This window comes from Streptomyces sp. ISL-98, from assembly GCF_018614055.1.
Lineage (GTDB): Bacteria > Actinomycetota > Actinomycetes > Streptomycetales > Streptomycetaceae > Streptomyces > Streptomyces spiramyceticus.
Window position 1 is genome coordinate 263,557 of record NZ_JAGGPB010000019.1, and the last position, 13,124, is coordinate 276,680.

At 70.1% G+C, this 13,124-nt stretch carries 7 protein-coding genes; all 7 read right to left on the minus strand.

Annotated features, from left to right (window positions below; genetic code table 11):
• Nucleotides 1-10: 10 nt before the first annotated feature.
• The gene (locus J7I98_RS14245; protein WP_214921023.1) at nucleotides 11-1,225 is read right to left on the minus strand and encodes a DNA polymerase III subunit delta'; all 1,215 of its coding nucleotides are present in this window, start codon (nucleotides 1,223-1,225) and stop codon (nucleotides 11-13) included.
• A 117-nt stretch (nucleotides 1,226-1,342) separates the two neighbouring features.
• Nucleotides 1,343-4,552 (minus strand): dTMP kinase, encoded by a 3,210-nt coding sequence (tmk, locus tag J7I98_RS14250; RefSeq protein ID WP_214921024.1) that lies wholly within the window; start codon nucleotides 4,550-4,552, stop codon nucleotides 1,343-1,345.
• Nucleotides 4,553-4,686: 134 nt separating this feature from the next.
• On the minus strand, nucleotides 4,687-7,557 hold the full coding sequence (topA, locus tag J7I98_RS14255; RefSeq protein WP_214921025.1) for a type I DNA topoisomerase: 2,871 nt from the start codon (nucleotides 7,555-7,557) through the stop codon (nucleotides 4,687-4,689).
• A 212-nt stretch (nucleotides 7,558-7,769) separates the two neighbouring features.
• Nucleotides 7,770-7,967, minus strand: coding sequence for a hypothetical protein (locus tag J7I98_RS14260; RefSeq protein ID WP_214921026.1), 198 nt, complete (start codon nucleotides 7,965-7,967; stop codon nucleotides 7,770-7,772).
• Nucleotides 7,968-8,101: 134 nt separating this feature from the next.
• Nucleotides 8,102-9,622 (minus strand): class I SAM-dependent methyltransferase, encoded by a 1,521-nt coding sequence (locus J7I98_RS14265; RefSeq protein ID WP_308377757.1) that lies wholly within the window; start codon nucleotides 9,620-9,622, stop codon nucleotides 8,102-8,104.
• 139 nt (nucleotides 9,623-9,761) lie between these two features.
• Entirely contained in the window at nucleotides 9,762-10,346 is a 585-nt protein-coding gene (locus tag J7I98_RS14270) for a small secreted protein (protein WP_214921028.1), read from the minus strand.
• Between the two features lie 208 nt (nucleotides 10,347-10,554).
• Entirely contained in the window at nucleotides 10,555-12,969 is a 2,415-nt protein-coding gene (locus J7I98_RS14275; RefSeq protein ID WP_214921029.1) for a sodium-translocating pyrophosphatase, read from the minus strand.
• Nucleotides 12,970-13,124: the final 155 nt, after the last annotated feature.

Genomic DNA, 13,124 nt, shown 5'->3' on the forward strand with positions numbered 1-13,124 from the left:
TGCAGCGCGGTCAGCCGGCGCGCAGCGCCACCGTCATCGCCTCCACCGCGAGCAGCGGCGCGACATTGCGGTCCAGCGCCTGGCGGCACGCGATGATCGCCTCTATGCGGCGCAGAGTGCGCTCGGGGGTCGAGCCCTGCGCGATGCGATCGAGGGAGTCCCGTACGTCCTCATTGGCGAGGGCGACCCGCGAGCCGAGCTGGAGCGCCAGCACGTCGCGGTAGAAGCCGGTCAGATCGGTCAGCGCGAGGTCGAGGCTGTCCCGCTGCGTACGGGTCGAACGGCGCTTCTGCCGGTCGGCCAGCTCCTTCATCGCGCCCGCCGTGCCGCGCGGCATCCGTCCGCCGGACGCCGCGCCGAGCGCCGCCTTCAGGTCCTCGGTCTCCTTGACGTCGACATCCTCGGCCACCTGCTTGGCATCCTCGCCTGCCGCGTCGACCAGCTCCTGCGCCGCCTTCAGGCAGCCGCCGATGTCGGCGACCCGGAGCGGAAGCTTCAGGACGACTGCACGACGGGCCCGGGCGCGCTCGTCGGTGGCGAGTCGGCGCGCACGCCCGATGTGGCCCTGCGTGGCGCGGGCGGCGATCGTGGCGGCCTCGGGGTCGATGCCGTCGCGCCGGATCAGGACGTCGGCGACGGCATCGACGGACGGCGTGCTGAGCGTGAGGTGGCGGCAGCGGGACCGGATAGTGGGCAGCACGTCCTCCAGGGAGGGCGCGCACAGGAGCCAGACCGTGCGGGGCGCGGGCTCCTCGATGGCCTTGAGCAGCACGTTTCCGGCGCCCTCGGTGAGACGGTCGGCGTCCTCAAGGACGATGACCTGCCAGCGCCCGGTCGCCGGGGAGAGCTGGGCGCGTCTGACGAGGTCGCGGGTCTCCTTCACGCCGATGGAGAGCACGTCGGTACGGACGACCTCCACGTCGGCGTGCGTACCGACGAGGCTCGTATGACACCCGTCACAGAACCCGCACCCGGGTGCCCCGCCGAGCGCCCGGTCCGGGCTGGTGCACTGAAGGGCGGCGGCAAAGGCCCGGGCGGCGGTGGACCGCCCGGAACCCGGCGGGCCGGTGAAGAGCCAGGCGTGCGTCATCTTCGACGCGGCGGGGGCGAGGGTGGCCCCCGATTGGTCGGCAACGGCGGTCACGAGCGCGTCGGCGTCACGAGCGGCAGCAGCGAGCTGCGCCTGCACGCGCTCCTGCCCGACCAGGTCGTCCCATACGGCCATGGTGCTACCGCCTTTGCCCGTGCTGTTTGCGTCGAATTGCTGGCTGTCCCCCATTGTGGGACACACCACTGACAGCGGGCCGCGCGGAGCTGGTTCTCCCACCCCGCACCGGCCCGACTACCGGCCCCGGCCGCCGCCCCTGCCGCCGCCGTCGTCCTCGTCCGCCTCGCGCCCGCCGAGGAGCTCGTCCGCCAGCGACGGCAAGTCGTCGAGCGGCGTCTCCTCCGCCCAGTCCGACCGGCGCCGCGCACGGGCACCCGGGGCCGGAGGCTGCGCTTCCGGCTCGAACCGGGGCAGTTCGCGCGTACGGTCGTTGCCGTCCTCCGCACCGTCCCACCCGCCCTGCTCGTCCCGGAAGTAGCCCGGCGGCACCCGGTCCGACGGGTCGGCGGGACGCGCCTCTCGTACGGGCGGGAGGACGGTCGTCTCATCGGCGGGACGCACCTCCCGTACGGGCGGGAGGACGGTCGTCTCATCGGCGGGACCCACGTCCCGTACAGGCGGGAGGACAGCAGTCTCGTCAGCCGGCGAGAAAGCAGGCGACGCCCCAGCCTCAGGCGCCACATCCTGCTTCCGCATATCAATACGCGGCGTCGCCATCGCCTGCGTCACGTCGTCGTCGCGACGAACCACCGGCGTCGGCACCGTCAACTCGTTGTCCGAAGCGGACGGGGCCGGAGCAACCGGCGCCTCCGAAGACGCCGCAGACGTCCCAGACGCGTCGGACGCCGTAGACGCGGCCGCAGAAGCCGCAGCCGCCGCCTCCGCCACCCGTCGCGCCTCTTCCGCCCGCAGCAGCGCCTCCTCCGCCTTGCGCTGCTTCTCACGGCGGCGCTCCTCGGCCTCGGCCCGCAGCCTCGCCTCTTCCTCCGCCTGCTTGCGCAGCCGTTCCTGCTCGGCGGCCCGCGCCTTCGCCTCGGCCTCGCGGCGTACCCGCTCCTCCTCCGCGAGCCTGCGCGCCTCCTCGGCGCGCTGCCGGGCCTCCTCCGCCTGCCGTTCGGCCTCGCGCTGCCGCGCCTCTTCGATCTCGCGGCGCTTGCGCTCCTCCTCCTCGGCACGGAGCTTGGCGAGCTGTTCCTGCCGCTCGCGCTCCAGCCGCTCTTCCTCCGCCTTGCGCGCGGCTTCCTCCTCCGCGCGCCGACGCGCCTCTTCCTCGGCGGCCTTCCGCGCGTCCTCCTGCGCCTTCACCTCGGCGTCGGAGAGCGGCAGCATCTGGTCCAGACGGTGGCGTACGACCGTGGTGACCGATTCCGGGTCCTGGCCGGCGTCCACCACCAGGTAGCGCCCCGGATCGGCGGCGGCCAGCGTCAGGAAGCCGTGGCGGACCCGCGCGTGGAACTCCGGGGGCTCCGACTCCAGCCGGTCCGGCGCCTCGGTGAAGCGTTCGCGGGCAGTCTCCGGCGAGACGTCGAGCAGCACGGTCAGATGCGGTACGAGTCCGTCCGTCGCCCAGCGCGAGATGCGGGCGATCTCGGTCGGCGACAGGTCGCGGCCGGCGCCCTGGTAGGCCACGGACGAGTCGACGTACCGGTCGGTGATGACGATGGCACCGCGCTCCAGCGCAGGGCGTACGACGGAATCGACGTGCTCGGCACGGTCGGCGGCGTACAGCAGCGCCTCCGCACGGTTCGAAAGACCCGCACTCGACACGTCCAGCAGGATCGATCGCAGCCGCTTGCCGATGGGCGTCGCGCCGGGCTCCCGGGTGACGACGACCTCGTGGCCCTTGGCACGGATCCACTCGGCGATGGCCTCGACCTGGGTCGACTTGCCGGCGCCGTCGCCGCCCTCCATGGCGATGAAGAAACCGGTGGCGGAGGTCGCCTGCTCGGTGTCGCTGCCCCGCAGCGCCTCGCGCAGGTCGCGGCGCAGCGATACGCCCTGCCGGTCGTCCGCCTTGGCCAGGACGAGCGCGGCGACGGGCAGCAGCAGCGCGCCGACGAGCATCAGCGTGAACGCCGCCCCGCCGTGCGCGAAGACGAAGCTGCCGTTGGCCAGGCGGTGCGGGCCGATGGCGGCGGCGAGCAGTGGGGCCACGACCGCGCCGAGGGCCACGTAGACGCGTACGACGGCCTGGAGGTGCTCGGTCGTGCGCGCCCGCCGGAAGTCCTCGGTCTCCTGGTCGAGCAGTGTGTGGCCGGTATTGGCCGCTACTCCCGCGGCGAAGCCCGCGAGCAACGTGATCATGAGGACGGTCGCCGTGTCGGGCACCAGGCCCATGGCCAGCAGCGCCACGCCGGTGACGGCGATCGCGAGCGAGAGCAGCCGTCGGCGCGACAGGGTCGGCAGCACCTTCCCGGCGCGGCGGATGCCGATCACCGTGCCGCCCGTCAGGGCGAGGAAGAGCAGGGCGAAGGCGGCAGGGCCGCCACCCAGATCCTTCGCGTGCAGTACGGCGACAGCCGCAGCGGAGGCGATGGCTCCGGCGACTGCGGCGCAGGCCACGACGAGGAGCCGGATCGCGCCCGTACGCCCCTTGTCGACGCCCGTGCCGGTCTTGGGGCGGCGCAGGCCCTCCAGGGGGGAGCGCGCGCGGGGCGTCTGCGCGTCGGGCAGTTCCAGGAAGAAGAGCGTGGATACGGACGCGGAGAAGAGGCCTGCGGCGACATACGAGCCGAGGGCCGCCTGGTGCTGCGAGAACCAGTCGATTCCCGAGCCGAGCAGATTGCCGACCAGCGTGGCCACCAGCAGCACGGCAGCAGCCGCCGGCAGCGCGACGAAGCTCGTACGCAGGGAGAGGCGGCGCAGCGCGTCGAGATGGTCCGGCAGCGGACGCACCGTCGCGCCCTCCGGGGGCGGGGCGGGCAGCAGCGCGGGTGCGGCGCTCTCCTTGGCGACCGTCCAGAAGCGCTCGGCGACGCCGGCGACGAAGACGGTGATCAGGAGAACCGCCTGCGCCTGGTCCGGGGCCAGGTCGATCCACAGCGGTGCGACGACAAGGAGGGCGAGCCGCAGCCCGTCCGCGCCGATCATCGTCCAGCGGCGGTCGAGCGGCCCGGATGGTGCGGTCAGCGTGGAAACGGGGCCCAGAAGCAGGGCTCCGAAGAGGAAGGTGGCAAGGATCCGAGCCCCGAACACGGCGGCGACCACGAGGGCCGCACCGCGATAACCACCGCCGAACGACCCTTCCGAGATCGCCACCTGAAGCGACAGCAACAGCAGCACGAGAAGGGCGAGGGCATCGCCGATATTGCCGACGAGCTGTGCGCTCCACAACCGCCGGAGCGGAGGAAGGCGCAGCAGGGCCCGTACGGCTCGCTCGCGTGAGTCTGCGGCTAGTGCGTCGGAGGTGGGGCTCACGACCGTTGGCTGCTCGGCTCGCGTCATCCGCCCAGCCTATCCGGACCCCGCCACTCCCCGGAGGCCGCGCCCGAACATACGTCTGCTCCGGCGCACGTACGGGAAAGCCCCCGGCGCCGTAACGGCGTCAGGGGCTTCCCCAATGCGGTGCTTCTACGCGACTACTCGTCGTCTGAGGACGCCGCCTTGGAGGCAGAGGCAGCCGTCGCCTTCTTCGCCGGAGCCTTCTTGGCGGTGGTCTTCTTCGCCGCCGTCGCCGTCGTCGTCTTCGCCGCGGTCTTCTTCGCAGCCGTCGTCTTCTTGGCGGCCGTCTTCTTCGCTGCGGTCTTCTTGGCCGGAGCCTTCTTCGCCGCCTTCTTTGCCGTCTTCTTCGCCGGGCCCTTGGCCCGCTTCTCGGCGAGGAGCTCGTAGCCCCGCTCAGGCGTGATGTCCTCGACGCTGTCGTCGGTCCGCAGTGTCGCGTTGGTCTCGCCGTCCGTGACGTACGGGCCGAAGCGCCCGTCCTTCACGACGACGGGACGCTCGCTCACCGGGTCCGTACCCAGCTCCTTGAGCGGCGGCTTGGCGGCCGCGCGACCCCGCTGCTTGGGCTGGGCGTAGATCGCCAGCGCCTCGTCGAGCGTGATCGAGAAGAGCTGGTCCTCGGTCTCCAGGGAGCGCGAGTCCGTGCCCTTCTTGAGGTACGGGCCATACCGGCCGTTCTGCGCGGTGATCTCGACGCCCTCGGCGTCGGTGCCGACCACGCGCGGCAGCGACATCAGCTTGAGCGCGTCCGCCAGCGTCACCGTGTCCAGGGACATCGACTTGAAGAGCGAGGCGGTGCGCGGCTTGACCGCGTTCTTGCCGGTCTTCGGGGTGCCCTCGGGGAGGATCTCCGTGACGTACGGCCCGTACCTGCCGTCCTTCGCCACGATCTGGCGGCCCGTCTCCGGGTCCGCGCCCAGCTCGAAGTCGCCGCTCGGCTTGGCCAGCAGCTCCTCGGCATACTCGACGGTCAGCTCGTCGGGCGCCAGGTCGTCGGGCACATCGGCGCGCTGGTGGCCGTCCGCGTCCTTCTCGCCACGCTCCACGTACGGGCCGTACCGGCCGACACGCAGCACGATGCCCTCGCCGACCGGGAACGACGAAATCTCGCGGGCGTCGATCGCACCGAGGTCGGTGACGAGCTCCTTGAGGCCGCCGAGGTGGTCGCCGTCGCCGTTGCCGGCGTCCGCCGCACCGCCTGCGGCCTCGCCCTCGCCCTCGCCGAAGTAGAAGCGCCGCAGCCACGGCACGGCCTGCGCCTCGCCCCGCGCGATGCGGTCGAGGTCGTCCTCCATCCTCGCGGTGAAGTCGTAGTCGACGAGCCGGCCGAAGTGCTTCTCCAGCAGGTTGACCACGGCGAACGACAGGAAGGACGGGACGAGGGCCGTGCCCTTCTTGAAGACATAGCCGCGGTCGAGGATCGTGCCGATGATCGAGGCGTACGTCGACGGGCGGCCGATCTCGCGCTCTTCGAGCTCCTTGACCAGCGAGGCCTCGGTGTAGCGGGCCGGCGGCTTGGTCGCGTGCCCGTCGACCGAGATCTCCTGGGCGGAGAGCGCGTCACCCTGCGCGACCTGCGGGAGCCTGCGCTCGCGGTCGTCGAGCTCTGCGTTCGGGTCGTCGGCGCCTTCGACGTACGCCTTCATGAAGCCGTGGAAGGTGATCGTCTTGCCGGAGGCGGAGAACTCGGCGTCGCGGCCGTCGCTCGCCCGGCCGCCGATCTTCACCGTCACGCTGTTTCCGACGGCGTCCTTCATCTGGGAGGCGACGGTGCGCTTCCAGATCAGCTCGTAGAGACGGAACTGGTCGCCGGTGAGGCCGGTCTCGGCAGGCGTGCGGAAACGATCACCCGACGGGCGAATCGCCTCGTGCGCCTCCTGCGCGTTCTTGACCTTTCCGGCGTACGTACGCGGCTTGTCCGGCAGGTAGTCGGCGCCGTACAGCTGCGTGACCTGGGCACGGGCCGCCGACACCGCGGTGTCGGAGAGCGTCGTGGAGTCCGTACGCATGTAGGTGATGAAGCCGTTCTCGTACAGCTTCTGGGCGACCTGCATCGTCGCCTTGGCACCGAAGCCCAGCTTGCGCGAGGCCTCCTGCTGCAGCGTCGTCGTACGGAACGGGGCGTACGGCGAGCGGCGGTAGGGCTTCGACTCGACCGAGCGGACAGCGAACGGCGAGTCGGCGAGGGCGGCGGCCAGCGACCGCGCGTTGTCCTCGTCGAGGTGCAGGACGTCGCTCTTCAGTTGCCCCACGGAGTTGAAATCGCGGCCCTGGGCGATGCGCCTGCCGTCGACCGTCGTCAGGCGGGCGACCAGAGAGGACGGGTCGGAGGCGTCACCGGTGCGTCCCGTGGAGAACGTCCCGGTCAGGTCCCAGTACTCAGCAGAACGAAAGGCGATGCGCTCGCGTTCCCGAACGACGACAAGACGTGTGGCGACCGACTGGACACGGCCGGCGGACAGCCGGGGCATGACCTTCTTCCACAGGACCGGCGAGACCTCGTAGCCGTAAAGGCGGTCGAGGATGCGGCGCGTCTCCTGTGCGTCGACCATGGGCTTGTTGAGGTCGCGCGGATTGGACACGGCCTCGCGGATCGCGTCCTTGGTGATCTCGTGGAAGACCATCCGGTGGACCGGAACCTTAGGCTTCAGGACTTCCAGGAGGTGCCACGCGATGGCTTCGCCCTCGCGGTCCTCATCGGTGGCGAGGAAGAGTTCGTCGGACTCCGCGAGGAGCTCCTTGAGCTTCCTGACCTGCGCCTTCTTGTCGGAATTGACGACATAGATGGGCTGGAAGTCGTTCTCTACGTCGACGCCGAGGCGGCGCACCTCACCCGTGTACTTGTCGGGCACCTCGGCGGCGCCGTTCGGGAGGTCGCGGATGTGCCCGACGCTCGCCTCGACGACATAACCAGGGCCCAGGTAGCCCTTGATCGTCTTCGCCTTGGCAGGCGACTCGACGATGACGAGTCGGCGGCCGCCGTGTGCGGTCTCGCTGGTCGGGGACAACTTGGCTCTTCTCTCCGGTCGACACTCAGTGGTCTCTACGTGACGCTGCGGAGTGTGACGGTACAACCCGTCCCCGTGTCAAACGGCAAAAGCCCGCAACGGCCACTCGAACGGTAACCCGACTCCCGGCATTCCTGCCGCCCGGACCGGCCGACCACCTCTGCGGCGCCCCCCTCGGAGACCCGTGTGGATCCCGTGTGGATCTCTTCCGATCAGATCCGGCCGAAACACCACACCCCGAGAACGACGAAGGCCGAGCCGAACAGAGTCGCCAGCGCGAACGAGATCACGGGGCTCACTCCGTACGCGACGGGCGCCCGGTGCAATGCACGTGCCCCCGTCCACCACAGCAGCCCGGCGCCGAACAGCGTGAACGCCGTCGCCGCGAAGATCGCTGGCCCGCTTTCCATCCCCGTACCCCTCACCGTCCGGCGCCTATGGTTCCCCGGACGGTGAGGCTGGCAGCCCGGGAACACCGCCCGGTGACCTGGGCACAAACTGCAGGTGAACGACGCGTGGGTGGTATAGATCGAGCCGCCGCTCCCTACGGCCCGTCCTGGCCCAGCGGCTCCAGGAAGCCCTGTTCGACCAGCATCCGGATCGCCTCGGGCGTACGGTCGCGCAACAGCACCGGGTCCTCGCCCAGAAGTTGGGCGATGGCGTCGAGAATGCGGCCCGCGCTGAGCGATCCGTCGGACACCCCGGCGAAGCCCGCGCCGACCGTGTCGACCTTCGTCGCGCGCCGCATGCCGCGGTTCTGGCGCAGCACGACGTACTCCGGGTCTTCCGCGCCGGGCAGCCCGATCTGCTCCTGCACGACCTCGTCGGCGAGCTTGAAACGACCTGCGAGCAGCGCCGCGTCGTCGTGCGTCCGCAGATAGTCCTGGCGCTCGAAGTGGGCTTGGACGACAGGGCCGAGCGGCTGCTCGACCGGGTGCGGCCACTCCTCGACGGTGATCGAGGGGATGTCGGCGCCGGACTTGCGCAGCGTGATCCAGCCGAAGCCGACGGCCTTCGTCTTGCGGGCCTCGAACTCGTCGAGCCAGGCGTCGTAGAGCGCGGCGTACTCCTCGGGACCGGTGCGGTGGTCGCCGCTGTCGCGCAGCCACAGTTCGGCGTACTGCGTGATGTCCTGTATCTCGCGCTGCACGATCCACGCGTCACACCCGCGCGGCACCCAGGAGGTCACGCGCTCCTGCCACTCCTCGCCTTCGACGTGCTGCCAGTTGACGAGGAATTGCGCATACCCCCCTTCGTTCAGCCGCTCCCCCGCTCCTTGAACGAGCGTGCGGCACAGATCGTCCCCGCCCATCCCGCCGTCGCGGTACGTCAGGCGGGCCCCCGGAGAGATGACGAAGGGCGGGTTGGACACGATCAGGTCGAACGTCTCGTCGCTCACCGGTTCGTAGAGCGAGCCCTCATGCAGCTCGGCTTCGGGCGCCCCGGAGAGCCCGAGCGTCAGCCGGGTGAAGTGCAGGGCGCGCGGGTTGAGGTCGGTGGCGGTGACGCGGGTGGCGTGCTGCGCGGCGTGCAGTGCCTGGATTCCGGAGCCTGTGCCGAGGTCGAGGGCGCTGGAGACGGGCGTACGGACGGTGATTCCGGCGAGCGTCGTGGAGGCGCCGCCGACTCCGAGGACCACGCCCTCGTCGCGGGTTCCCGCGCCGTCGGCGCCGCCGACCGCGCGGCCCAGGTCCGAGACGATGAACCAGTCCTGGCCCGCGTCCCCGCCGTAGGGGCGTACGTCCACGGTGGCCCGTACGCCGTCGGCGCCGCCCGCCTCCTCACGCACCAGCCAGCCGTCCGCCAGGCACTGTTCCAGGGGCAGTGCGGCCGCGGCGCGGGCGGGCGCCACGGTCTGCTGGAGCAGGAAGAGCCGGACGAGCGTCTCGAGCGGGCTGTCGCCGCGCGTGGCCCGGAGAGCGGGCACGGTCTCGCTCCGGGCGAGCGCGGCGTACGCGGGCGCGCCGAGCAGCTCGAGCAGCCCGTCGGCGGTGAAGTCGGCGGCGAGGAACGCGTCGCGGAGGCGGGCGGAGCTTTCGGGCGCGGGAAGGCTGGTCGTACTCACCCGGCCATTGTCGCCGCTCCCACTGACAAAAGCCGCGCGGCTCAGGCCCCCACTTTGGGACACCGAGCCGCGCGGAAGGTCCGTACGCACGCCGTACATGCCCCGTACGCATCCCGTACGTGCGCTGTACGCCCCGTGGTTACGCCTTGGGTGCCTCCGTCTTGGAAGCGCCCGGCGACGGCTTCTGGCACCCGGGCTGCTTCGCCATCGCCTCGCCGACCTCGCCGGACTGGAGCTTCTGGAGCGCCTCGTCGCCGCTCTTGCTGATCTTGTCCAGCTCGTCCGCGATGCCCTTCAGGCCGTCCGCGAACTTCGCCTGGTCCTTGGTGTTGAGGGCGTCGACCTGCCGCCTCAGATCGGCGTACGCCGCAGAGGAGGCGTTGAGCTCCTTGACCGCGTCCTTCTGCGTCGTCTCACCGCCCTCGACGGGCGGGGCGCCCGCCTTGTCCACGGCGCTGCCCATCGCCTTGTAGGCGTCCGAGATCTGCTGGAAGGCCGCGGAGTCCGTCCTCTGGACGTCGACGGGCTTGCTGTTGTCGGCGGTCTGCTTCTGGATCGAGGCATTGGCGTCGGAAATCTTCTTCAACTGGGGCTGCACCTGGTCGCAGACCGTCTTCGCCCAGTCGTCGACCTTGTCGTCTTCGTCGTCGCCACAACCGGACAAAGTCATTGCCATTGCCAGTACCGCACCGCCGGACAGTGCGGCCGCAAACTTCTTGTTCACCGGATTGGTCCCTTCCAAGGCTCTCGGCCCCGGAACATACACGCCAAGTGGGCGACAACCGCGTGTCGTACGTCCGGTCCATGGGGTATTGAAGCCATTTGCACCAAGCGAGAGACAGCTCACGAAACTGCCCCGGAACAGCGGGCAGCGGGCGGACGCCGCGTCAGGCCGCGCCGCCCGCCCGCCTTCTGAGCAGGTGTTACGAGTACTACGAGACGATCTTGGTCGCCACCGGTGGTTCCGCGGGCCTGGGCACCCGCCCCGATCCGCCCGCGGAGTTGTCTTCGTCACCCACGGCGATCCCGCGCCGCTTGGACACGTACACCGCGCCGACGATGACGACGATGGCGAGGGTCGCCACCACCGCCCGCACACCGGCATTGGCGTCGGCGCCGTAACTGAACTGCACCACCGCGGGAGCGATGAGCAGCGCCACCAGGTTCATCACCTTCAGCAGCGGGTTGATGGCGGGACCCGCGGTGTCCTTGAACGGGTCGCCGACCGTGTCGCCGATGACGGTCGCGGCATGGGCCTCGCTGCCCTTGCCGCCGTGATGGCCGTCCTCGACGAGTTTCTTGGCGTTGTCCCACGCGCCCCCGGAGTTGGCGAGGAAGACGGCCATCAGCGTGCCGGTGCCGATGGCGCCCGCGAGGAACGAGCCGAGCGCGCCGACGCCGAGCGAGAAGCCGACCGCGATCGGTGTTAGCACGGCGAGCAGACCGGGTGTGGACAGCTCGCGCAGTGCGTCCTTGGTGCAGATGTCCACCACGCGGCCGTACTCCGGCTTCTCGGTGTAGTCCATGATCCCGGGGTGCTCGCGGAACTGCCGCCGCACCTCGAAGACCACCGCGCCCGCCGACCTGGACACCGCGTTGATCGCAAGCCCCGAGAAGAGGAAGACGACCGCGGCGCCCAGCATGAGGCCGACGAGGTTGTTGGGCTGCGAGATGTCCATCTGCAGGCCCAGCTCGCCGATTTTGGCCCCGACCTCGTCGCGCGCCGTCGCGATGGCGTCCTTGTACGAGCCGAAGAGCGCCGCCGCCGCGAGGACCGCGGTGGCGATGGCGATGCCCTTGGTGATGGCCTTGGTGGTGTTTCCGACGGCGTCCAGGTCGGTGAGGACCTGCGCGCCCGCGCCCTCGACGTCGCCGGACATTTCGGCGATGCCCTGGGCGTTGTCGGAGACAGGTCCGAAGGTGTCCATGGCGACGATGACGCCGACGGTCGTGAGCAGACCGGTGCCGGCCAAGGCGACCGCGAAGAGGGCGAGCATGACCGACGTACCGCCGAGCAGGAAGGCGCCGTACACGCCGAGGCCGATCAGCAGCGCGGTGTAGACGGCGGATTCCAGGCCGATCGCGATACCGGCGAGTACGACAGTGGCCGGTCCGGTCAGCGAGGACTTGCCGATGTCCCTGACGGGGCGTCGGGTCGTCTCGGTGAAGTATCCGGTCAGCTGCTGGATCAGAGCGGCGAGGACGATGCCGATGGCGACGGCGACGAGCGCCAGCACCCTCGGGTCGCCTTCGTGCCCCTTGACGACGGCGTCGGTTACGCCGTCCAGGTCGGCGTACGAGGACGGCAGATAGGTGAAGACCGCCACCGCCACCAGGACCAGCGAGACCGCCGCGGAGATGAAGAAACCGCGGTTGATGGCCGTCATTCCGCTGCGGTCGGCGCGCCGCGGGGCGACCGCGAAGATGCCGATCATCGCGGTGACCACGCCGATCGCCGGGACGATCAGCGGAAAGGCCAGTCCGGCGTCCCCGAACGCGACCTTGCCGAGGATGAGCGCGGCCACGAGCGTGACGGCGTACGACTCGAACAGGTCGGCGGCCATGCCCGCGCAGTCGCCGACGTTGTCTCCCACGTTGTCGGCGATGGTCGCCGCATTGCGCGGATCGTCCTCGGGGATGCCCTGTTCGACCTTGCCGACGAGGTCGGCTCCGACGTCGGCGGCCTTGGTGAAAATGCCGCCGCCGACTCGCATGAACATCGCGATGAGCGCTGCGCCGAGTCCGAATCCCTCCAGGACCTTGGGCGCGTCGGCCGCGTAGACGAGGACCACGCAGGAGGCACCGAGCAGGCCGAGGCCCACCGTGAACATGCCGACCACGCCACCCGTACGGAAAGCGATCTTCATCGCTTTATGAGAGACGGTCGTAAGATCCTTTTCCGGCTCACCCTCGGCCGGTGTCGCTTCACGCGCGGCGGCTGCCACGCGCACATTGCTGCGTACGGCAAGACGCATGCCGATGTAACCGGTCGCCGCCGAGAAAAGCGCGCCCACCAGGAAAAACACCGAACGTCCCGCGCGCTGCGACCAGTTGTCCGCCGGCAGCAGCAAGAGCAGGAAGAACACCACGACGGCAAAAACGCCGAGCGTGCGCAACTGACGGGCAAGGTAGGCATTTGCGCCTTCCTGCACCGCCGCAGCGATCTCTTTCATCTTCTCGGTGCCTTCGCCGGCCGCCAGTACCTGACGTACCAGCAGCTGGGCGACGACCAGCGCCGCCAGTGCCACTGCGGCGATGGCGATCACGATGAGCCGGTTCCCGTCGGTGAGTTCCGCCGCGAGAGTTGAGGGGTGGTCCAGACGATCTGAGGTGAAAAGCCCCGCCATTCGTCCTCCTTGACGCTCAGAGCTCAAGATGTGGACGGATTGTAGGGAGCGGAACCTGATCAAAACAGAGTGCCACAAACGGAATTGGCCTTCGGTTGCCACTCAGCAAATGATCAGGTTCCGCCAATCCCCTCAAAAGCGGTAATGGGGCAAAC